This window comes from Micromonospora rosaria (assembly GCF_001567585.1).
Classification (GTDB): domain Bacteria; phylum Actinomycetota; class Actinomycetes; order Mycobacteriales; family Micromonosporaceae; genus Micromonospora; species Micromonospora rosaria.
Map to the genome: position 1 here is coordinate 1 of NZ_LRQV01000130.1, position 20,550 is coordinate 20,550.

At 73.0% G+C, this 20,550-nt stretch carries 19 protein-coding genes, 1 tRNA gene and 2 pseudogenes; 16 read left to right on the forward strand and 6 right to left on the reverse strand.

Annotated features, from left to right (window positions below; all coding sequences use genetic code 11):
• Positions 1-309 precede the first annotated feature (309 nt).
• Positions 310-2,112, forward strand: a complete 1,803-nt coding sequence (gene metG / locus AWW66_RS25865; RefSeq protein WP_067371412.1) for a methionine--tRNA ligase — start codon at positions 310-312, stop codon at positions 2,110-2,112.
• A gap of 85 nt (positions 2,113-2,197) precedes the next feature.
• Here the strand turns inward: metG and AWW66_RS25870 are convergent, their stop codons facing one another.
• Both AWW66_RS25870 and AWW66_RS25875 read right to left on the reverse strand, forming a co-directional pair.
• Positions 2,198-3,049, reverse strand: coding sequence for an alpha/beta fold hydrolase (locus tag AWW66_RS25870; protein ID WP_067371438.1), 852 nt, complete (start codon positions 3,047-3,049; stop codon positions 2,198-2,200).
• A gap of 119 nt (positions 3,050-3,168) precedes the next feature.
• Positions 3,169-4,416, reverse strand: coding sequence for a hypothetical protein (locus tag AWW66_RS25875; protein ID WP_067371414.1), 1,248 nt, complete (start codon positions 4,414-4,416; stop codon positions 3,169-3,171).
• A gap of 240 nt (positions 4,417-4,656) precedes the next feature.
• Between AWW66_RS25875 and AWW66_RS25880 the strand changes: the two genes are divergently transcribed.
• A complete protein-coding gene (locus AWW66_RS25880) occupies positions 4,657-5,574 on the forward strand; it encodes a TatD family hydrolase (protein WP_067371416.1) in 918 nt (305 codons plus the stop codon).
• A 41-nt stretch (positions 5,575-5,615) separates the two neighbouring features.
• Here AWW66_RS25880 and AWW66_RS25885 read toward each other — a convergent pair whose 3' ends face one another.
• Both AWW66_RS25885 and AWW66_RS35680 read right to left on the reverse strand, forming a co-directional pair.
• Positions 5,616-5,807, reverse strand: coding sequence for a DUF397 domain-containing protein (locus AWW66_RS25885; RefSeq protein ID WP_067371417.1), 192 nt, complete (start codon positions 5,805-5,807; stop codon positions 5,616-5,618).
• Positions 5,798-5,914: pseudogene (locus tag AWW66_RS35680) on the reverse strand (XRE family transcriptional regulator); the annotation flags it as partial. The pseudogene AWW66_RS35680 and the gene AWW66_RS25885, both read right to left, overlap by 10 nt.
• A 52-nt stretch (positions 5,915-5,966) precedes the next feature.
• Between AWW66_RS35680 and AWW66_RS25890 the strand changes: the two are divergent.
• The 6 genes from AWW66_RS25890 to AWW66_RS25915 all read left to right on the forward strand — a co-directional run bounded on the left by AWW66_RS25890 (position 5,967) and on the right by AWW66_RS25915 (position 11,977).
• The gene (locus AWW66_RS25890) at positions 5,967-6,512 is read left to right on the forward strand and encodes an SMI1/KNR4 family protein (RefSeq protein ID WP_211272102.1); all 546 of its coding nucleotides are present in this window, start codon (positions 5,967-5,969) and stop codon (positions 6,510-6,512) included.
• A gap of 152 nt (positions 6,513-6,664) precedes the next feature.
• On the forward strand, positions 6,665-7,537 hold the full coding sequence (gene rsmA / locus AWW66_RS25895; RefSeq protein WP_067371421.1) for a 16S rRNA (adenine(1518)-N(6)/adenine(1519)-N(6))-dimethyltransferase RsmA: 873 nt from the start codon (positions 6,665-6,667) through the stop codon (positions 7,535-7,537).
• A 107-nt stretch (positions 7,538-7,644) separates the two neighbouring features.
• Complete coding sequence (locus tag AWW66_RS25900; RefSeq protein ID WP_067371422.1) at positions 7,645-8,601, forward strand: 4-(cytidine 5'-diphospho)-2-C-methyl-D-erythritol kinase; 957 nt, start codon at positions 7,645-7,647, stop codon at positions 8,599-8,601.
• A gap of 246 nt (positions 8,602-8,847) precedes the next feature.
• Entirely contained in the window at positions 8,848-10,695 is a 1,848-nt protein-coding gene (locus AWW66_RS25905; RefSeq protein ID WP_067371424.1) for an ABC-F family ATP-binding cassette domain-containing protein, read from the forward strand.
• 130 nt (positions 10,696-10,825) lie between these two features.
• Positions 10,826-11,281: a DUF4383 domain-containing protein gene (locus AWW66_RS25910; RefSeq protein WP_067371425.1), complete on the forward strand. Its 456-nt coding sequence runs from the start codon at positions 10,826-10,828 to the stop codon at positions 11,279-11,281.
• A gap of 225 nt (positions 11,282-11,506) precedes the next feature.
• The gene (locus AWW66_RS25915; protein WP_067371426.1) at positions 11,507-11,977 is read left to right on the forward strand and encodes a DUF4383 domain-containing protein; all 471 of its coding nucleotides are present in this window, start codon (positions 11,507-11,509) and stop codon (positions 11,975-11,977) included.
• 40 nt (positions 11,978-12,017) lie between these two features.
• Here AWW66_RS25915 and AWW66_RS25920 read toward each other — a convergent pair whose 3' ends face one another.
• Both AWW66_RS25920 and AWW66_RS25925 read right to left on the reverse strand, forming a co-directional pair.
• Positions 12,018-12,683, reverse strand: coding sequence for a TetR/AcrR family transcriptional regulator (locus AWW66_RS25920; protein ID WP_157527944.1), 666 nt, complete (start codon positions 12,681-12,683; stop codon positions 12,018-12,020).
• Between the two features lie 263 nt (positions 12,684-12,946).
• Positions 12,947-13,906, reverse strand: a complete 960-nt coding sequence (locus tag AWW66_RS25925) for an acyl-CoA desaturase (RefSeq protein ID WP_067371427.1) — start codon at positions 13,904-13,906, stop codon at positions 12,947-12,949.
• Positions 13,907-14,043: 137 nt separating this feature from the next.
• Between AWW66_RS25925 and AWW66_RS25930 the strand changes: the two genes are divergently transcribed.
• The 8 genes and pseudogenes from AWW66_RS25930 to AWW66_RS34015 all read left to right on the forward strand — a co-directional run.
• Positions 14,044-14,892 carry a helix-turn-helix domain-containing protein gene (locus AWW66_RS25930; RefSeq protein WP_067371429.1) on the forward strand — a complete coding sequence of 283 codons (849 nt, stop codon included), beginning with the start codon at positions 14,044-14,046 and terminating at the stop codon, positions 14,890-14,892.
• A 24-nt stretch (positions 14,893-14,916) separates the two neighbouring features.
• Positions 14,917-14,988 (forward strand) — tRNA-Gln (locus tag AWW66_RS25935).
• A gap of 107 nt (positions 14,989-15,095) precedes the next feature.
• Positions 15,096-16,595 (forward strand): bifunctional UDP-N-acetylglucosamine diphosphorylase/glucosamine-1-phosphate N-acetyltransferase GlmU, encoded by a 1,500-nt coding sequence (glmU, locus tag AWW66_RS25940; protein ID WP_396890406.1) that lies wholly within the window; start codon positions 15,096-15,098, stop codon positions 16,593-16,595.
• 128 nt (positions 16,596-16,723) lie between these two features.
• A complete protein-coding gene (locus AWW66_RS25945; protein WP_067371430.1) occupies positions 16,724-17,704 on the forward strand; it encodes a ribose-phosphate diphosphokinase in 981 nt (326 codons plus the stop codon).
• Positions 17,705-18,003: 299 nt separating this feature from the next.
• A complete protein-coding gene (locus AWW66_RS25950; RefSeq protein ID WP_067371432.1) occupies positions 18,004-18,708 on the forward strand; it encodes a 50S ribosomal protein L25/general stress protein Ctc in 705 nt (234 codons plus the stop codon).
• Positions 18,709-18,844: 136 nt separating this feature from the next.
• Positions 18,845-19,435 (forward strand): aminoacyl-tRNA hydrolase, encoded by a 591-nt coding sequence (pth, locus tag AWW66_RS25955; protein WP_067371434.1) that lies wholly within the window; start codon positions 18,845-18,847, stop codon positions 19,433-19,435.
• Between the two features lie 122 nt (positions 19,436-19,557).
• On the forward strand, positions 19,558-20,379 hold the full coding sequence (locus tag AWW66_RS25960) for an inositol monophosphatase family protein (RefSeq protein ID WP_067371436.1): 822 nt from the start codon (positions 19,558-19,560) through the stop codon (positions 20,377-20,379).
• 70 nt (positions 20,380-20,449) lie between these two features.
• Positions 20,450-20,550 (forward strand): annotated as a pseudogene (locus AWW66_RS34015) (sulfate adenylyltransferase subunit CysD); the annotation flags it as partial.

Consider the following 20,550-nt stretch of genomic DNA (forward strand, 5'->3'; position numbering starts at 1 on the left):
CCCCGCCCCGCGACCCGGCGGGTCGCCCCACGCCGCCCCGCGACCCGGCGGGTTGCCCACCGCCGGCCCCGCCCGGTGGCCCGTCGGCCGCCCCCGGCGGGTGATCGTCCTGCTCACGCGCGGCGCCTCTGCCAGTCACGATGTTCATTGGACACCGGGAGCGAGGTGCCTCTGTGCAGCTCAGGCCGCGTGTCGGCGACAATTCGGGCGGCTCGGGCCGGGGCCGGGACGCGGCGCGGGGCGACGACCGGCCGGACTCTGCCCAACTGGTTCGCGGTCACCCGGCGGCGGTCACTAGGCTTGCTGGTCATGAGTCACGTTCTCGCGGCAGTGGCCTGGCCGTACGCCAACGGCCCGCGCCACATCGGCCATGTCTCCGGTTTCGGCGTTCCCTCCGACGTCTTCTCCCGGTACATGCGGATGGCCGGTCACGACGTGCTCATGGTCTCCGGCACCGACGAGCACGGCACCCCGATCCAGGTGCAGGCCGACGCCGAGGGGGTCACCGCCCGCGAGCTGGCCGACCGGTACAACCGGGTGATCGTGGAGGACCTGCACGGCCTCGGCCTGTCGTACGACCTGTTCACCCGGACCACCACCCGCAACCACTACGCCGTGGTGCAGGAGCTGTTCGAGGGGCTGCACCGCAACGGGTACATCGTCGCCAAGACCACGATGGGCGCGATCTCCCCGTCGACCGGGCGGACCCTGCCCGACCGGTACATCGAGGGCACCTGCCCGATCTGCGGGTACGACAGCGCCCGGGGCGACCAGTGCGACAACTGCGGCAACCAGCTCGACCCGGTCGACCTGATCAACCCCCGGTCGAAGATCAACGGGGAGACCCCGAAGTTCGTCGAGACCGAGCACTTCTTCCTCGACCTGCCCGCCCTCGCCGAGGTGCTGCGCGGGTGGCTGGACAGCCGGGAGGGCTGGCGGCCGAACGTGCTGCGCTTCTCGAAGAACCTCCTCGACGACCTCCAGCCCCGGGCCATCACCCGGGACCTGGAGTGGGGCGTGCCGATCCCGCTCGACGGCTGGCGGGACCGCCCCGACAAGCGGATCTACGTCTGGTTCGACGCCGTGATCGGGTACCTGTCGGCCTCCATCGAGTGGGCCCGCCGCTCCGGCGACCCGGAGGCCTGGCGGCGGTGGTGGTCCACCGACGGGGCCGGCAAGGACGCCCAGGGCTACTACTTCATGGGCAAGGACAACATCGTCTTCCACTCGGTGATCTGGCCGGCGCTGCTCTCCGGGTACTCCGGCCAGGGCGCCAAGGACGGCGAGCCGGGCGGGCTGGGCGCGCTCAACCTGCCCACCGAGGTGGTCTCCAGCGAGTTCCTCACCATGGAGGGGCGCAAGTTCTCGTCGTCCCGGCGGGTCGTCATCTACGTCCGGGACTTCCTCGAACGGTACGACGCCGACGCGCTGCGGTACTTCATCGCGGTCGCCGGCCCGGAGAGCAACGACACCGACTTCACCTGGGCCGAGTTCCTCCGCCGCAACAACGACGAACTGGTCGCCGGCTGGGGCAACCTGGTCAACCGGTCGGTCTCGATGGCGGCGAAGAACTTCGGCGCGATCCCGCCGGTCGACCCGGCCGGCCTCACCGAGGCCGACGAGGCGCTGCTCGCCACCGCCCGCGCCGGCTTCGCGGCGGTCGGCGACCTGATCGCCCGGCACCGGCAGAAGCAGGCCATCGGCGAGGCGATGAAGGTCGTCGCCGAGGCCAACCGGTACCTGTCGGAGCAGGCCCCGTGGAAGCTCAAGGGCGAGGACGACAAGCCCCGGATGGGCACCATCCTGCACGTCGCCCTCCAGGTGGTCAGCGACGCGAACACGCTGCTCACCCCGTTCCTGCCGCACTCCGCACAGAAGATCCACGAGCTGCTCGGCGGCACCGGCGTGCACGCTCCGATGCCGTCGATCGTCGAGGTCGAGGATCTCGACGGCGGCCCGGGGTACCCGGTGCTCACCGGTGACTACACGGTCGGCGCGCGCTGGGAGTCGGTACCCCTGGAGGTCGGCCGGCCGCTCGCGGCGCCGAAGCCGGTCTTCCGCAAGCTCGACCCGTCGATCGTCGACGAGGAACTGGCCCGCCTCGGCGGCTGAGCGCACACCCGCCGACGCGGCCCCGGGGAGACCTCCCCGGGGCCGCGTCGCGTCCGCTGGCGCCTGCGCGCGGATCAGGCGGTGATCAGGTACGGGCCATCGCCGGCTGGCCGATGAACTCCATGATCGCCTTGTTGACCTCGGTGGCGTTGGTCCACGGGATGCCGTGCGGCGCGCCCTTGAGGGTGACCAGTTGGCTGCCGTTCAGCATCGGCTGCAACCGCTGGCCGGTCGCCGGGAACGGCAGCACCCTGTCCTGGTCGCCCTGCACGATCAGCACCGGCACGTCGATCCGGGGCAGGTCACCCCGGAAGTCGGTCAGCCAGGCGTCCACGCACTGGAGGGTGCCGATCGCCGAGCCCCGCGCGCCGATCTCCCAGTGCGCCCGGTACGCCTCCTCGCTGACCAGCTTGCCCTTGTTCTGGTCGTAGTTGAAGAAGTTGTCGCAGAAGCTGGTGAGGAAGGCGAACCGGTCGTCGACGATCGCCTGCTTGAACCCGTCGAAGAGGCTCTGCTCGACCCCCTCCGGGTTGTCCGCCGTCTTGAGCAGGAACGGCGCCAGCGGGGCGAGCAGCACCGCCCGGCTGATCCGCTCCGAGCCGTACGTGCCCAGGTAGCGGGTCACCTCGCCGGTACCCATGGAGTGGCCGACCAGGATCACGTCCCGCAGGTTCAACTCGGTCAGCAGCACGTCCAGGTCGGCGGAGAAGGTGTCGTAGTCGTACCCGGTGGCCGGCTGGGCGGAGTTGCCGAACCCGCGCCGGTCGTAGGTGATCGTCCGGTATCCGGCCTGGAGCAGCGGTCCGGCCTGCTTCTCCCAGGTCGCCCCGTTGAACGGGAAGCCGTGGATCAGCACCACCGGCTGGCCGGAGCCGTGGTCCTCGTAGTACAGGTCGATGGGCGCGAGGTTCTCCGCGCCGACGGTCACGAAGGGCATGCGGATCTCCATGATCAGGTGGTGTCTCGGACACCCGCGTCTTCCCGACCGGGCCGGCATTATGCCGTGGGCCGCCGTGGGCCGCCGTGGGCCGCCGTGGGCCGCCGGGCGGGTCGCGGTCAGAGGTGGTACGGCAGGTCCACGATCCGGTCGTCGGTGACCTCGGTGGCCGGGGCCCACACCTCGTAGACGCCCCGCTCGTGGCACTGCGCCCCGGTCGCCGCCACCGTGTCCGGGTCCGGCCGGCACAGCCGCAACCGCAACCAGCCGGCCTCCTCCCGCAGCACCACGCAGGGCACCCCGCGCCACTGGGCGTACCGCAGCCGCCGGGCCACCGCCTCCACCGGGTACCGGGCCGCCCGGGTCATCGCCAGCACCCGGAACCCGCCGGGCAGGTCGGCCACCGCCTCGTAGTCGTGGTCGGCGTACCGGCCGACCAGGTGGGTGGCCCGGGGCGCGTCGCCGGTGGGCACGTACTCCTGCTCGGGGGAGAGGCCCGGCACGGCGGCCAGCAGGTGCCGCCACTGCGGGCCGGCCATCCGCAGCCAGCCGCGCTGCTCCGCCTGGTACGTGTAGAGGACCACCTCCGTCCCCTCGGCCGGGTAGGCGAGCAGGGTGGCGTTCGCCGGCATCGGCAGGTCGGCCAGGTCCCGGGTGACGAACTCCGGGATCAGGTGCCCGTTGCTCGGCGCGAACCCGGTGCCCAGCACCGGCGCTCCCAGCCGTTCGGAGGCCGGCAGCGCGGTCAGCCCCCGGTGGACCGCCCCGGCCGGCACCTCGTAGTCGTCCGCGGCGGCGGCCCGCCAGCGCAGCGCGTACGTCACGTCCGGGCCGTTCTGCGCGGGCGAGCCGTCGCCCCGCAGCACCGCCAGCGCGGCGGGCGTCCGCAGGTGGGCCACGTCGTGCTCCCGGTAGCAGAAGCCGTGCGGCAGCAGCCCCCGGACGTACCCGGCGAGTTGGCGGGCGGAGAGCACCTTCACCATCCGGGTACCCCGGCGGATCGCCGCCGACGCGCGGACCGCCGCGAGCAGCGGGTCGCCGGCCGCCTCCGGCCGCTGGCTGAGCTGCTGGACCTGGTCCCAGCCGAGGCTGCGGTGCACCGGCATCAGCAGCGGCGCCTCCGGTGGCTCGCTCTGCTCGGCCGCCCCCTGCACGGCGGTCACCTCGGTGCAGTGCACGAACCGCCGCCACGGCGGCCCGCCCCCCGGCCGGGGCGCCCACTCGAAACCGGTCACCTCGGCGGCGCTGAACAACTCGTAGGCCGCGCCCCGGGCGATCTCCTCGGCCGGGTACGCCGTCCCCTCGAACGTCACGCGCAACCCGGCCCGCGCGCCGGTCGCGCCGCTGGCCCGGGGGGTGAGGCTCACCTGGGCGACGCTAGAGCTGCGATGTTCCCGCCGGGTGAACGGCGGATGGCGAGCGGGTGAGCCCGGCCGCCCTGCTCCGGCCGCTGTGGTGGCTGGGCGGCGGCCCGGGGGGCCTCGGGAGCACATGTCCCGGTGAGCGGCATACCTGGCAGGTATTTTTATGCCTCTCAGGTATGTCGCTCGCGCAGGACGTGTGCCGGCGGCAGCCGGCGAGGGCGCGGTGTGTGATCCTCAGGGGCGATGAGTGAGCCGACTGAATCCCGGCGCGAGCGCGCCGCCCGCCGGGCCGGGGAGTTTCCGCCCGCGTCCGAGCCGCTGCCGCTGGCCGTGCCGGACAGCCACACCCACCTGGACATCACCGTCACCGAGGCCGGGGTGCCCGGTGCGCCGGAGGGCGGGGCCGCCGCCGAGCGGACCGTCGCCGTCGACCCGGTGGCGGCGCTGGTCGAGGTGGCGACCGCCGCCGGGGTGGACCGGCTGGTCCAGGTCGGGGTGGACGTCGAGTCGTCCCGGTGGGGCGCGCAGGTCGCCGACCGGCACGCCGCCGTCCTGGCCACCGTCGCGCTGCACCCGAACGAGGCGCCCCGACTGGCCGACCTGGACACCGCGCTGCGCGAGATCGAGACGCTCGCCGCCCGGGACCGGGTCCGGGGTGTCGGCGAGACCGGGATGGACTTCTTCCGTACCGGGGAGGAGGGGCGGGCCGTCCAGGAGGAGAGCTTCCGGGCGCACATCGCCATCGCCAAGCGGTACGGCAAGGCACTGGTGATCCACGACCGGGACGCGCACGCCGACGTGCTGCGCATCCTCGACGACGAGGGCGCCCCCGACACCGTCGTGCTGCACTGCTTCTCCGGCGACGCCGGGTTCGCCCGCGAGTGCGTCCGCCGGGGGTACCTGCTCAGCTTCGCCGGCACCGTCACCTTCGCCAGCGCCACCGCGCTGCGGGAGGCCGCCTCGGTGACCCCGCTGGAGTTGATGCTGGTGGAGACCGACGCGCCGTACCTGACCCCGACGCCGTACCGGGGCCGGCCGAACGCGTCGTACCTGATCCCGCTGACGGTCCGCGCCCTGGCCGCGACCACGGGCGCGGACCTCGGCGACCTCTGCGCCGCCCTGTCCGCCAACGGCGACCGCGCCTTCGGCCCCTGGAACTGACGGTTCCGGCAGCGGACCGCAGGCGCGCGGGGACGGAGCGGTCAGGCCCGGTCGGTGAGCCGGGTGAGGAAGGCGTGCCAGGCGGCCGGGGGGAAGGTCAGGGCCGGGCCGGTCGGGTCCTTCGAGTCGCGGACGGCGACCACGCCGGGCAGGTTGTCGGCGACCTCGACGCAGTCACCGCCGTTGCCGCTGCTGCGGGTGCTGGTGCGCCACTGGGCGCCGGTCAGGTCCATGTGGTGGCCACCTCCGTGATCAGGTCGACTGACTGCCAGTGGGACAGCGCCTCGCCGCGCACGTGCTTCCCCACAGTCAGTATCGCCGCGAGGTCGTCCGGCCCCGAACGGTCGGGTCGCGTGCGGTTGCGGTGGCGGGACGGGCCTAGGGTGCTGATCATGGAGAACGACCCGCGCGCCCTGCCGCCGTCCCTGGCCGAGTCCCACCGGCTGGAGTTCGACTACGACGACGGGGCCGGCGTCGACTTCGAGCCGTACCCCGAGTTCATGGACGCGCGGGAGACCACCGACTGGTGGCGGGCCTGGACGGGCAACCCGGACGTGGACGGGGCCGAGTTCCGGGTCTTCGGGCAGGACGGCACCGGCGGGCTCGCCGCCTTCTGGCTGGTCCGTGCCGGCGAGCCGCTCGACCGGCAACCGGTGGTCTTTCTCGGCTCCGAGGGGGAGACGGCGGTGGTGGCACAGGACCTGGGCGCGTACCTGTGGCTGCTCGCCGCCGGCGTCGGTCCGCTGGAGGCGACGATGTACTTCGCCGACGAGGCCGGCGGCGACGGGGACGGGTACGCGGCCCGTCCGGACGCCCGCCGCGTCGAGATCGCCGAACGTTGGGCGCCCGCCTCCCGCCGGCCGGCGGCCGAGATCGTCGCCGCGGCGCGGGCCGAGTTCCCCGGCTTCGGCGCGTTGGTCGACTCGATGTGCCGATAGCCGGTCGCCGCGCCGACCAGCTCGTCACCGCCCAGCGCTGCGCGTCCCGCGGTGGCGGTGGCGGTGGTTAATAAGGGGCCCTTCCTCTACCGAAAGCGTTAACAAAGGTGCCCCTCCTTACCGGCGCAGCGTGGTGCGTAGGCTGTGGGGTCATGGCCGCAGACCTGCTCGGCCCGGCGGAGATCCGGGAGCTGGCCGCCCGGCTGGGCGTGGCGCCGACCAAGAAACTCGGCCAGAACTTCGTGCACGACCCGAACACCGTGCGCCGGATCGTCACCGCCGCCGGGCTGACCCCGGAGGACGTCGCCCTGGAGGTGGGCCCGGGGCTGGGCTCGCTGACCCTGGCCCTGCTGCCGGCCGCCGCCCACGTGCACGCCGTGGAGATCGACGCCGCCCTGGCCGCCGCGCTGCCGGAGACCGCCGGCCGGCACGCCGCCACGTACGCCGACCGGCTCCGGGTGCACCACGCCGACGCGCTGCGGGTACGCGCCGCCGACCTGGCCGACCCGGCACCGACCGCGCTGGTGGCGAACCTGCCGTACAACGTCGCCGTACCGGTGGTGCTGTACCTGCTCGCCGAACTGCCCACGCTGCGGCACGGGCTGGTGATGGTGCAGAAGGAGGTCGCCGACCGGCTCACCGCCGGCCCCGGCTCCAAGGTGTACGGCATCCCCTCGGTCAAGCTCGCCTGGTACGCCCGAGCCCGCCCCGCCGGCCGGGTACCTCCCAACGTGTTCTGGCCGGTGCCGAACGTCGACTCCGGGCTGGTCGCCTTCACCCGCCGCGAACCGCCCCGCCCCGACGTACCCCGGGAACGGGTCTTCGCCGTGGTGGACGCGGCGTTCGCCCAGCGCCGCAAGACGCTGCGCGCCGCCCTCGCCGGGTGGGCCGGCGGCGCGGACCGGGCCGCCGCCGCGCTCACCGCCGCCGGGGTGGACCCCGGCGCGAGGGGCGAGTCACTCACCGTCGAGCAGTTCGCCGCCGTGGCCGCGTCGGCTCCGACCGGTCCGTCCGACGCCCAGTAGGCTGACGCGATGCCCGCCGAGGGCGTTGCCGACTCCGCCGAGGAGCCCGAGGAGCTGACCGTGGAAGAAGCGTTCGACATCCGGTCCCGCCGTCGGGGTGTCACCCGGTGACCGAGGCCTGGCGACCGGACGACGACGACCAGCATCGGCGCGGGGCCAGCGGGCCGGTCCGGGTACGCGTCCCCGCCAAGGTCAACCTGCACCTCGGGGTGGGGCCCCTGCGCCGCGACGGCTACCACGAGCTGAACACGGTCTACCACGCCATCTCGATCTTCGACGAGCTGACCGCCCGCCGGGGCGACACGCTCAGCCTCACCATGGAGGGCGAGGGCACCGGCGAACTCGCCCTGGACGACTCCAACCTGGTGATCCGGGCCGCCCACGCCCTCGCCGGGTACGCCGGGGTGCTGCCGCACGCCCGGCTGCACCTGCGCAAGCAGATCCCGCTCGCCGGTGGACTGGCCGGCGGCAGCGCCGACGCCGCCGCGACCCTGGTCGCCTGCGACGCCCTCTGGGGCACCGGCCTGGCCCGCGACGAACTCGCCACGATCGCCGCCGACCTCGGCTCCGACGTGCCGTTCCTGATCCACGGCGGTACCGCGCTGGGCACCGGCCGGGGCGAGGCGGTCAGCCCGGTCCTGGCCCGGCCCACCTCCTGGCACTGGGTGGTGGCGATCGCCGACGGCGGCCTCTCCACCCCCGAGGCGTACCGGGAACTCGACCGGCTGCGCGACAGCGGCGCGGCGGGCCCGCCACTGGGCAGCACCGACGCCCTGCTGGCCGCGCTACGCCAGCGTGACCCCCGGGTGCTCGCCGCCGCCCTCGGCAACGACCTCCAGGACGCCGCCCTGGCGATGCGGCCCGCCCTGGCCGCCACCCTCAAGGCGGGCGAGGCCGCCGGCGCGCTCGCCGGCATCGTCTCCGGCTCCGGGCCGACCTGCGTCTTCCTCGCCGCCGACGCCCCCGACGCGGAACGGATCGCCGCCGAGGTCACCGCCGCCGAGGTGTGCCGCGAGGCCCGCGTCGCCCACGGCCCGGTCCACGGCGCCCGCATCCTCTACTGACCCCCACCCCCGGAAGCCGCCCCCGCCGGGGCTCCCACCGCCCGGACTCCCGTCGGTCCGCCGGGACTTTCGCCGCCCGGTCTCCCGTCGGTCCGTCGGGACTCCCGCCGACCGGTCTCCCGTCGGTCGTCGGCGTGGGGAGCGGCGGGGCGGTGGGGACGGTGGGGCGGGCGGGACGCGTAGGCTTGGGGTAGGCGTCCCGTGCCCGCCGGCACCGGGACGCCTTGATCATGGGAGGTGCGTGGGGTGGCCAACATCGTCAACCTGGACCGGGTGTCCAAGGGGTACGGCGCGGCCGGGCCGCTGCTCACCGACGTCTCCCTCGGCCTCGACGACGCCGACCGGATCGGGGTCGTCGGGCTCAACGGCGCCGGCAAGTCCACCCTGCTGCGGCTGCTCACCCGGATCGAGGAACCGGACGACGGCCGGGTCACCCACCGCCGGGACGTGCGCGTCGCCGCGCTGCCCCAGACCTTGACGCTCGCCCCCGACGCCACCGTCCGGGACGTCGTGCTCGGCACCGCCTGGCTCGCCGAGGGGATGGGCGCGGAGCACGAGTGGGCCGGTGACGCCGGGGTCCGGGCGATCCTCGACGGGCTCGGCATGCCCCACCTCGGGCTCGACCAGCCCGTCGGCCCGATGTCCGGGGGTGAACGGCGGCGGGTGGCGCTGGCCGCGCTCCTGGTCCGCGAGGCCGACCTGCTCATCCTGGACGAGCCCACCAACCACCTCGACGTCGGTGGTGTCGACTGGCTGGCCAAGCACCTGGTCCGCCGCAAGGGCGCGCTGGTCGTGGTCACCCACGACCGGTGGTTCCTCGACGCGGTCTGCACCACCACCTGGGAGGTGGCCGACCGGACCGTCCGCTCCTACGACGGCGGGTTCGCCGCCTGGACCCTGGCCCGCGTCGAGCGGGAACGGGTCGCCGCCGCCACCGAGGCCCGCCGGCAGAACCTGCTCCGCAAGGAGATCGCCTGGCTGCGCCGGGGCGCGCCGGCCCGGACCAGCAAGCCGAAGTTCCGGATCGACGCGGCCAACGCGCTCATCGCCGACGTGCCGGAGCCGCGCGACACCATGTCGCTGCAACGGCTGGCCACCGCCCGGCTCGGCAAGCAGGTGTACGACCTGACCGACGTCACCCTGCACGCCGGGCCGAAGGAGATCCTGCGCGACGTCACCTGGCAGGTCGGCCCCGGCGACCGGATCGCCATCCTCGGCGCGAACGGCGCCGGCAAGACCACCCTGCTGCGGATGCTCGCCGGGATCACCCGGCCCGACGGGGGCAGGTTCGTCACCGGGTCCACCGTCCGCCCCGCCTTCCTCTCCCAGGAACTGGCCGAACTCCCCGGTCACCTGCGCGTCCTGGAGGCGGTGGAGGAGGTGGCCCGCCGGGTGCAGCTCGGCGACCGGGAGGTCTCCGCCGCCCAACTCGCCGAGACGTTCGGCTTCGACGACCGTCGGCTCTGGACCCCGGTCGGCGACCTCTCCGGTGGGGAACGCCGCCGGTTGCAGATGCTGCGGCTGCTCGCCGCCGAGCCGAACGTGCTCCTCTTCGACGAGCCCACCAACGACCTGGACACCGACACCCTGGCCGCGCTGGAGGACCTGCTCGACTCCTGGCCGGGCACCATCGTGGTGGCCAGCCACGACCGGTACCTCATCGAGCGGGTCACCGACGCGGTGTACGGCATGTTCGGCGACGCCCGGCTGGTGCACCTGCCCGGCGGGGTCGACGAGTACCTGACCCGCGCCGCCGCGCACGCCGTGACCGGCGGGGCCGCCACCACCGCCGGGGCCGCCGGGAGCGCCGCCGGCACCGGGGCCGCCGCCGAGGGGTCGGCGGACGCCGGTCCCGCCCCGGCCGGCATGTCCGCCGCCGAGGCGCGCACCGCCAAGAAGGAGCTGGCCCGGCTGGAACGGCAGATCGGCAAGCTGGAGCAGAAGGAGGCCACCCTGCTCGACCAGCTCGCCGCGAACGCCACCGACTACGCCCGGGTGGCCGACCTCGACGGGCAGCTCAAGGAGGTACGGGCCGAGCGGGAGCAGACCGAGGAGACCTGGCTCGCCCTCGCCGAACAGGTGCCCGGCAACTGATCCGACCCGATGTCGCTGGTCCCGGCGTACCGGGGTGGCGGACGCGCCCGGCGGGCGTGTGCGGCGTCACACCACGACATGCGGGACAATCGTCGACGACCCTCACCCGAACGGCGTTGGAGACTGAGTCATGGCCCACACCCCCGTCAACCACCCCGCGCGGCCGATCTACCGGGCGATCGGCGGGCTCGTCGGTCTGTACTTCGTGGTCTTCGGCGTGCTCGGCGTCATCGCCGCCGCCGGCGACGACCTGCTCGCCCGGGACGACACCAAGGTCCTCGGGCAGGGCAGCAACCTCGGGTTCGCCCTGGTGAGCCTGGTCATCGGCGTGCTGGTGCTGGCCGGCACCGCGCTCGGTCGCAACCGCGACGTGGTGATCAACGGCTGGCTGGCGTACGCCCTGATGGCGCTCGGGCTGGCCGGGCTGGCGTTCATCCGGACCGACGTGAACATCTTCAACTGGAGCGTCGCCACCAGCGTCGTGGTGATGACCCTCTCGCTCGTCCTGCTGATGGTCAGCATGTACGGCAAGGTCGGCACCGACGAGGAGCAGGACGCCTGGCAGAAGGCCCGCCTGGTGCTCTGACCCGGCCGGCTCCGCCTGCTGCCCTGCACACCTGTCGCGTGGTGACCCGCCGCGTGACCACGCCCCGCGACCCGGCCGGTCACCGGCCGGGTCGCGTCGTTCCGGTGGGTGTGCCGGAGGCGGGGTGATCGGTCAGTCGGGGTGATCGGTCCGTTCGCCGGACAGCCGTCCGTCTCCTGGGTGACAATTCGGGCGAACGGTCACCCAGGGCGGGAGGAGCAGGTCGTGGCGCACATTCCGGTGAACCACCCGGCCCGGACGCTCTACCGGGTCTTCTCCGGCCTGGTGGGGCTCTACATCTTCGTCTTCGGCGTCTACGGGGTCGTCGTGACCTGGGGCGAACCGCTCTTCGCCCGGGACAGCACCTGGGTGCTCGGGCTGCGGACCAACCTCGCCTTCGCCCTGGTCTCCGTCCTCTTCGGGGCGGTGCTGATGATCGGCGCCTCGCGCCGCACCAACCTCGGCCACTACATGAACCTCACCGCCGGGGCGGTCTTCATGGTCACCGGCCTGGCCATGATGTCGGTGCTCCAGACCAGCGCGAACTTCCTCAACTTCTCGATGTCCACGGTCGTCGTCTCGCTGCTGTTCGGCCTGCTGCTGCTCGCCACCGGCCTCTACGACAAGATCGGTACGGCCGAGCACGCCGAGGCCGAACGGCAGCGCCGCAGCCACCCCGTCGCCGACTCCCGCTGACCCCGCCTGGCCGGTCCGGCCCCACCACCGGCGTACCCGCTCAGCGTGGCCGCACCGTGATCAGGCCGGGCTTGGCCTCCAGGTGGGACAACCCGTTCCAGGCCAGGTTCACCAGGTGCGCGGCCACCGTCTCCTTCCGTGGCTTGCGGACCTCCAGCCACCAGCGGCCGGTCAACGCCACCATCCCCACCAGCGCCTGCGAGTACAGCTCGGCCAGCTTCGGGTCGTACCCCCGGCTCTTGAACTCCGCGCCGAGGATGTGCTCGACCTGGTGGGCGACGTCGTTCATCACACTGCTGAAGTTGCCCGTCGCCGACATCAGCGGCGACTCCCGGACCAGCACCCGGAAACCGGCGGTCTCCTCCTCGATGTAGTCGAGCAGCGCCATCGCCGCCTGCTCCAGCAACTCCCGGGGATGGCCGGCGGTCAGCGCGGTGGTGATCCGGTCCAGCAGCGCCCGGACCTCCCGGTCCACCACCACCGCGTACAGGCCCTCCTTGCCGCCGAAGTGCTCGTACACCACCGGTTTGGAGACCTTCGCCCGCGCCGCGACCTCCTCGATGGAGGTGGCGTCGAAACCCCGTTCGGCGAAGATCAACCGGCCGATCGAGATCAACTGCTCCCGGCGCTGGGCGGCGGACATGCGGACCCGGGAGCCCGGTTTCGCCGTCCGCCGCGCGCCGGTGGTGCCCCCGTCCCCCGCCACCTGCGCCCCGCTGTCACCCCGCCGTCGCACGGTGCCGGCCGGCCTCGGGGCGCTCTCGGCTGTGTCGGCCGCGTCGTCGCGTCCGCTCACGCCGCCACCCCGCCAGCCGCCGTCCCGCTGGCCGCCGCAGAGGCACCGTCGGTCCACCCGACCGTCCCCGGCGCGAATCCCGCTCCCACGCCGCCGTGCCGGCCACCGCCGTTGCTGCCTCGCTCGGTCATCCGGCCATCCTGCCAGGTGTGCGGGCGGACGGTCCGTCCCGTTCAGCCGCCCGGGGTGGGCTTCGCCAGTTTCGCCGCGATCCGCTCCGGCTTCGGCCAGCGCACGTCCCAGGCCGCACCGGTCTTCTCGAACAGCCAGATCACCCGGGCCGAGATGTCGACCTGGCCGCGCAGCACGCCGTGCCGGGCGCTGGTCGGGTCGGCGTGGTGCAGGTTGTGCCAGCTCTCGCCGAGCGACAGGATCGCCAGCGGCCAGAAGTTCGACGCCCGGTCGCCCTGGCGCATGGCGAACGGGCGCTCGCCGTACACGTGGCAGACCGAGTTGATCGCCCAGGTGACGTGGTGCAGCAGGCCGACCCGGACCAGCCCGGCCCAGAAGAACGCGGTCAGCGCGCCCTGCCAGGACCAGGTCACCAGGGCGCCCGTCGCGGCGGGGCCGAGCAGCGAGACGGCGACCAGCGCCGGAAAGAGCCGGTCCACCCGGTGGATGTCCCGGTCGGCGACCAGATCCGGGGCGAACCGTTCCCGGTTGGACAGCTCCCGGGCGAAGAGCCAGCCGACGTGGGCGTGCAGCAGGCCCCGGCTCAGGCCCCGGACGCTCGCCCCGAACCGCCACGGCGAGTGCGGGTCACCCTCCAGATCGGAGTAGGCGTGGTGCCGGCGGTGGTCGGCGACCCACTGGATGATCTCGCCCTGGATCGCGAACGAGCCGGCGACCGCCAGGGCGACCCGCAGCCACCGCTTCGCCTTGAACGAGCCGTGGGTGAAGTACCGGTGGAAGCCGACCGTGATGCCCAGCCCGGAGACCAGGTACCAGACGAGCGCGATCGCCACGTCGGACCAGCCCAGCCAGCCGCCCCAGGCCACCGGCACCGCCGCGAGCAGGGCGGCGAACGGCACGGTCACGAAGATCCAGAGCGCGACCAGGATGCCCCGGGACTGGGTGCCGTCGGTGATCGGTTTGGGTCCGTGGGTCTGGGGTTCGAGCAGGCTGGTCGACATGGCACCTCGCTAGGGGGGAAGGGGTGAAGATCACTAAGTTACGCCTACGTCACCGTAACTTACGGTCCTGTGAGCCGCACCGGACACTCGCCCCAGTCGATGGGGTCCTGTCGTACGTAGGTCCTAGCCTGTCGGTCATGGTCGATCCCCTGGCTGCCGAGGTCCGCCGGCTGCGCACCGAGGAGAAGCTGTCGGTCCGTCAGATCCGAGAGCGCACCGCTCTCGGTCGCAACCGGGTGTACGAGCTCCTGCGTGGCCTTCCGCCTCCGGACTGGACCCGCCGCCCCAACGCGCGGGACGACCTGCGTGCCGAGGCGGTGGCACTGCGCGAGCGGGGGCACTCTGTCCCCGAGATCGCCGCGCAGCTCGGGGTCAGCCGTTCCGCCGCCTACCAGTGGGTGCGGCACCTCCCGCTCGATCCGGAGGCGCCGGCCGCCGAGCGCCGCCGGGAGCGTGCGAGGCGGATGGCCGAGGCCCGCTGGGCGGCGCACCGGGAGGCCCGCGACGCCGCGCGGGCAGCGGTGCACGATCGGGCGGCCCGGGTGGTCGACCCGCTCGGCGAACGGGATTTTTTGCTCCTCGGTGCTGCGCTCTACTGGTGCGAGGGGACGAAGTCCAAGCCGTGGCGGCGGGACGACCGGATCCAGTTCGTCAACAGCGATCCCGGGCTGCTGGCCCTGTTCCTCCGCTTCCTTGAGGTGTGCGGCGTCGAGCGGGGTGAGGTCACCTACCGGGTCAGCATTCACGAGACGGCCGACGCCGAGGCTGCCACGAGATGGTGGTCCCAACGGCTCGGTCTGTCCCCCGGTCGCGGTCAGCCGCCGAGCCTGAAGAGACACCGGCCGGCGACCCGTCGCCGGAACACCGGCGACGAGTACCACGGCTGCTTGGTGATCACTGTGCCGCGTAGTCGCGAGCTCTATTGGCGGATCGAGGGTATGATCGCCGGGCTGTTCCAGATCGCGGGCGGTGTGGTTCCACAGTAGTGGGCCGTAGCGCTTGACATTTTATGGGGTGTGGGGTAACGGCAACCCGCAGGCCTTTGGAGCCTTGAGCTCCTGGTTCGAATCCAGGCACCCCAGCTCACAAAGCCGGATATTCCGGCATTAGTCATAGGCGTGTCGGGCAAAGCCTCGGCCGCTGGTTAGCATGGCGGCGGAACTGTCCGCGTACCGACGGGAGCCGCCCCGTGTCCCAGCCCCACCTCCGCACCGTCGTCGTGCTCGCCGCCGGTGAGGGCAAGCGGATGAAGTCGGCGCTGCCCAAGGTCCTGCACCCGTTGCTCGGGCGGACCCTGGTCGGGCACGTGCTCACCGCCGCCGCGCCGCTTGCCGCCGACCGTACCGTCGTCGTGGTCGGGCACGGGGCGGACCAGGTCCGGGCGCACCTGACCGAGGTGGCGCCGGCCGCCACGGCGGTGCTCCAGGAGCGGCAGCTCGGCACCGGGCACGCGGTCCGCATCGCGCTGGACGCCGTACCGGAGACCGCCGGGACCGTCGTCGTGATCAACGGTGACGTGCCGCTGCTGCGGCCCGAGACGGTGGTGGCGCTGGTCGAGGCGCACGAGGGCGCGGGCGCGGCGGCCACCGTGCTCGCCGCCGAGGTGCCCGACCCGACCGGCCTGGGCCGGATCGTGCGGGACGCGGCGGGTCGGCTGGAGCGGATCGTCGAGGAGCGTGACGCGACCGCCGAGCAGCGCGCGGTCCGCGAGATCAACGCCGGGATCTACGCCTTCGACGCGGCCCGGCTGCGCGACGCGCTGGGCAAGCTCTCCACCGACAACGACCAGGGCGAGGAGTACCTGACCGACGTCTTCGCGCTGCTCGTCTCGGCCGGGGAGCCGGTGGCGGTGCACGTCGCCGTCGACCACGTGGAGACGCTGGGCTGCAACGACCGGGTCGAGTTGGCGGCGCTGCGCCGGCTGCTGCGGGACCGGGTCAACGAGCGCTGGATGCGGACCGGGGTCAGCATCCTGGACCCGGAGACGACCTGGATCGACGTGACGGTGGCGGTGGACCGGGATGCGGTGATCGACCAGAACACCCAGCTCCGCGGGGCCACCGTGGTCGGGGCCGAGGCCGTGGTGGGCCCGGACGTGACGCTGATCGACACCGTGGTCGGCCCGGCGGCCACCGTGCTGCGCAGCCACGCGGTGCAGGCCGAGGTCGGCCCGGGGGCCAGCGTGGGCCCGTACGCGTACCTGCGGCCGGCCGCGCGCCTGGCCGAGCGGGCCAAGGTGGGGACCTTCGTCGAGGTGAAGAACTCCGACGTCGGCCCGGGGGCGAAGGTGCCGCACCTGTCGTACGTGGGGGACGCCACGATCGGGGCGAAGGCCAACATCGGCGCGGCGACGATCTTCGTGAACTACGACGGGGTGGCGAAGCACCGGACGACCGTGGGGGAGGCGGCCTTCATCGGCTGCGACACCAGCCTGATCGCCCCGGTCGAGGTGGGCCCCGGGGCGTACGTGGCGGCGGGGAGCGCGATCAGCAAGGACGTGCCGCCGGGCGCGCTGGGCGTGAGCCGGGCGTCGCAGCGCAACGTCGACGGCTGGGTGGCCCGGCGGCGCGAGGGTACGGTCTCGGCGGCTGCCGCCGAACGTGCCCGGCGGGCTGCGGACGGTGACCCGTCGGCGGCGGGTTCGGCCGGGACCGCAGGGGCGGAGGGTGCTCCGGGTGACGCCCGGTAGGCAAGGGAAGGTGAGCCAATCCACGGGCGTACCGAGCCGGTGGGTCCGGCCCCGGAGGGGGTAGATACTGCAACCGAAGTCTCCGGCCACCACCGCCGGGCACACCGACCTACGGGAGCAGACCGGCCATGGGCAGCATCGTCGCCGAAAACCGTAAGAGCCTGATGCTCTTCTCCGGACGCGGCTTTCCGGAGTTGGCCAACGAGATCGGTGAGGTGCTCGGCGTCGCGCCGACGCCTGCCGACGCGTACGAGTTCGCCAACGGGGAGATCTTCGTCCGGTTCAAGGAGTCGGTCCGCGGCTCGGACGCCTTCGTGGTGCAGTCCGTCACGCACGGCGTCAACACCTGGGTCATGGAGACCCTGATCATGGTGGACGCGCTCAAGCGCGGTTCGGCCAAGCGGATCACCGTGGTCCTGCCGTTCTACCCGTACTCCCGGCAGGACAAGAAGCACCGGGGCCGGGAGCCGATCTCGGCCCGGCTGATCGCGGACCTGTTGAAGACCGCCGGGGCGAACCGGATCCTCACCGTGGACCTGCACACCGCGCAGATCCAGGGGTTCTTCGACGGCCCGGTGGACCACCTCTTCGCCATGGACGTGCTGGCCGAGTACGTCCAGCGCCAGTACGCCGGCCGGCCGATGACGGTGGTGGCGCCGGACTCGGGCCGGGTCCGGGTGGCCGAGCGGTGGACCGACCGGCTGGGCGGCTGCCCGCTGGCCTTCATCCACAAGACCCGCGACCCGCTCAAGCCGAACCAGGTGGTGGCGAACCGGGTGGTCGGTGAGGTGGAGGGCCGGGTCTGCCTGATCGTCGACGACATGATCGACACCGGTGGCACGATCTGCAAGGCGGCGGACATCCTCCAGGAGGCGGGCGCGGCGGACGTGATCGTGGCGTCGACCCACGCCCTGCTGTCGGACCCGGCGACCGAGCGGCTGAAGAACAGCCCGATCAGCGAGGTGGTGGTGACCAACACCCTGCCGCTGCCGCCGGAGAAGCAGCTCGACAAGTTGACCGTGCTGTCGATCGCGCCGCTGCTGGCGCGGGCGATCCGTGAGGTGTTCGACGACGGGTCGGTGACCACCCTGTTCGGCGGGCTGAGCTGAGCGAACGTCCTCGCCCGGTCCGGCCTTCCAGCGGGGGTCGGGCCGGGCATTTTCGGGCCCGGCAGCAGGTGGGCGCGGTGGGGGGCGGGTACTGCCGTCAGGCGTGGAAGGCGCTCGGGTAGACTGGTCCGGTTGCCACGGCGAGGGTGCCCGGCGGGTCGCAGTTGATGGGCCGCCCGGAGGCACCGTCATCGACGCGGTGCTCCGGGCAGTCGATCATGACGCTTGAGCCCCTGCGAGCCCCTCGCCCAGCACCGCCAGTCGACAAGTCGCCGCAGCGAAGCATCAGGAGTTTCCCCGTGTCCGAGGTAAAGATCAGCGCCGAGCCCCGTACCGAGTTCGGCAAGGGTGGTGCCCGTCGTACCCGCCGGGCCGGCAAGGTGCCCGCCGTGCTGTACGGCCACGGCGAGAAGCCCAAGCACATCGCGTTGCCCGCGTTGGAGTTCGCCGCCGCCATCCGGCGGGGCGGCGCCAACCAGCTCTTCGCGATCGAGGTCAGCGACGGCACCCAGGTGCTGGCGCTGCCGAAGGCGATCCAGCGTGACCCGATCAAGGACACCTTCGAGCACGTCGACCTGCTGCTGGTCCGCCGGGGCGAGAAGGTCACCGTCGAGGTGCCGGTGCAGCTCACCGGCGAGGCGGCGAAGGACACCCTGATCGTGCACGACCACGACACCCTCTCGGTGACCGCCGACGCCACCAGGGTGCCGGACCACCTGGAGGTCTCGGTCGAGGGCGTCGAGGCCGGCAACCAGGTCACCGCCGCCGACGTCGAGCTGCCGCAGGGCGTCGAACTGGCCGCCGACGCCGACACCCTGGTCGCCTCGATCACCGCCGCGCCGACCGCCGAGCAGCTGGAGGCCACGCTGCCCGAGGTCGAGGCCGCCACCGAGGAGGCCGAGGCCCTCGCCGAGGGCGAGGAGGCCGCCGAGGCTCCCGAGGCCGCTGCCGCTGCCGAGGGCGAGGGCGAGCAGGAGCCGGCCGCGAAGCCGGCCGAGGCCTGATCGACCACATCGTGTGACAGGCGCTCCCGAGCACCGGGGGCGCCTGTCGGCGTACCGGGCGGGTCGTGCCGGGTCGACCGGAGCACGCCGCAGCGGCCCGGTGGGTCCTCGGTGACGGTGAGCGGAAGGGACGCGCGTGACGGACGAGACGGGGCCGTGGCTGGTGGTCGGCCTGGGTAATCCGGGCCGGGAGTACGCCGACAACCGGCACAACGTCGGGTTCATGGTGGCCGACCTGCTGGCCGACCGGGTGGGCGGGAAGTTCGGCCGGCAGCGGCGGGCGGTGGCGGACGTCGCCGAGGGGCGGCTGGGTTTCGGGGGCCCGAAGCTGGTGCTGGTGAAGCCGCTGACCTACATGAACCTCTCCGGTGCTCCGGTGGCCGCGCTGGCGCAGTTCTTCAAGGTGCCGCCGGGGCGGGTGATCGCGGTGCACGACGAGTTGGACATCGCGTACGGGCAGGTCCGGGTCAAGTGCGGGGGCGGCGAGGGCGGGCACAACGGGCTCCGCTCGATGTCGAAGTCGCTCGGGACGAAGGACTACGTGCGGGTGCGGTTCGGCATCGGTCGGCCGCCGGGGCGGCAGGACCCGGCCGACTACGTGCTGTCGAACTTCTCCCCGGCCGAGCGCAAGGAGCTGGACTTCCTGGTGGACCGGGCGGCCGACGTCGCCGAGTCGGTCGTCACCCGGGGCGTCGAGCCGACGCAGAACGCGTACCACGGGGTGTGAACAGGGCGCAGCGGGTCCGGAGCGGGGGCCGGCCGGTAGTCTGCGCCTTCTGGTGGAGGTTTCGACACCACGACGTGGGGTCGTGTCGAGTCGACAGGAGCAGGTGAGTGGGCAGTCCTCCGATGATCGACGGGGCGTTCGCCCGGTGGCTGGCGGGCCGGGCCGGGCAGGCCCTGGTCGGTCTGCGTACCGAGATGGGGTTCGCCGATCCCGGGGCGTTGAAGTCGGCCGGTGACAAGACCTCGCACGAGCTGATCCGCGCCGAGCTGGCGATGTGGCGGCCCGGGGACGCGGTGCTCTCCGAGGAGGACGAGGGGTCCCGGCTGGCCTGGGCGGCGGAGGTGAGTTCCGGGGCGGTGTCCCGGCTGACCGCCGACCGGGTGTGGATCATCGACCCGTTGGACGGGACGCGGGAGTTCTCGGAGGAGGGGCGGTCGGACTGGGCGGTGCACGTGGCGCTCTGGGCGCGCAACGCCCCGACGCCGCACGGTCTGGTGGCGGGCGCGGTGGCGCTGCCGGCGCAGCACCGGGTGCTGGCCACGGACTACCCCCCGGCGTACCCGCCGATGACGCTGGAGGCGGCGACCTCGGGCGGGGGACGGGCCATCCGCCTGGCGGCGAGCCGGAGTCGTCCGCCGGTGTTCCTGACGGATCTGGCGGAGGATGTGGGTGCTCAGCTGGTGCCGATGGGGTCGGCGGGGGCGAAGATCGCGGCGGTGGTGACGGGTGAGGTCGACGCGTACATCCACGCGGGTGGGCAGTACGAGTGGGACTCGGCTGCTCCGGTGGCTGTGGCGACGGCCACCGGCCTGCACGCTTCCCGGATCGACGGATCTGCGCTGAAATACAACGAGGCTGATCCGCGGCTGCCTGACCTGCTGGTCTGTCGCAAGGATCTGGCCAGCCGGTTGCTTGCAGCGTTGCAGAAGCATTCCGTAGCCTGAGTCTTCTTCACCTCTCCGACCGGAAAGGTCTGGAATCCGTGAGCGCAGCCGAGCGAATCGAGGCCGTGTCATGACCGCCCCCGCCGCCTACCAGGTCTCCCACCTCGACGCCCTGGAGGCGGAGAGCATCTTTGTGATGCGTGAGGTGGTGGCGGAGATGGAGCGGCCGGT

What these genes read in the sequence shown, in the direction of transcription:
- AWW66_RS25910 (WP_067371425.1), top strand. Translation starts at nt 10,826, where the DNA reads ATGGCCCACACCCCCGTCAACCACCCCGCGCGGCCGATCTACCGGGCG.
- AWW66_RS25925 (WP_067371427.1), bottom strand. Translation starts at nt 13,906, where the DNA reads ATGTCGACCAGCCTGCTCGAACCCCAGACCCACGGACCCAAACCGATC.
- AWW66_RS25880 (WP_067371416.1), top strand. Translation starts at nt 4,657, where the DNA reads ATGAGTGAGCCGACTGAATCCCGGCGCGAGCGCGCCGCCCGCCGGGCC.
- rsmA (WP_067371421.1), top strand. Translation starts at nt 6,665, where the DNA reads ATGGCCGCAGACCTGCTCGGCCCGGCGGAGATCCGGGAGCTGGCCGCC.
- AWW66_RS25870 (WP_067371438.1), bottom strand. Translation starts at nt 3,049, where the DNA reads ATGCCCTTCGTGACCGTCGGCGCGGAGAACCTCGCGCCCATCGACCTG.
- AWW66_RS25885 (WP_067371417.1), bottom strand. Translation starts at nt 5,807, where the DNA reads ATGGACCTGACCGGCGCCCAGTGGCGCACCAGCACCCGCAGCAGCGGC.
- AWW66_RS25945 (WP_067371430.1), top strand. Translation starts at nt 16,724, where the DNA reads ATGGGCAGCATCGTCGCCGAAAACCGTAAGAGCCTGATGCTCTTCTCC.
- AWW66_RS25890 (WP_211272102.1), top strand. Translation starts at nt 5,967, where the DNA reads ATGGAGAACGACCCGCGCGCCCTGCCGCCGTCCCTGGCCGAGTCCCAC.
- AWW66_RS25930 (WP_067371429.1), top strand. Translation starts at nt 14,044, where the DNA reads ATGGTCGATCCCCTGGCTGCCGAGGTCCGCCGGCTGCGCACCGAGGAG.
- AWW66_RS25960 (WP_067371436.1), top strand. Translation starts at nt 19,558, where the DNA reads ATGATCGACGGGGCGTTCGCCCGGTGGCTGGCGGGCCGGGCCGGGCAG.
- metG (WP_067371412.1), top strand. Translation starts at nt 310, where the DNA reads ATGAGTCACGTTCTCGCGGCAGTGGCCTGGCCGTACGCCAACGGCCCG.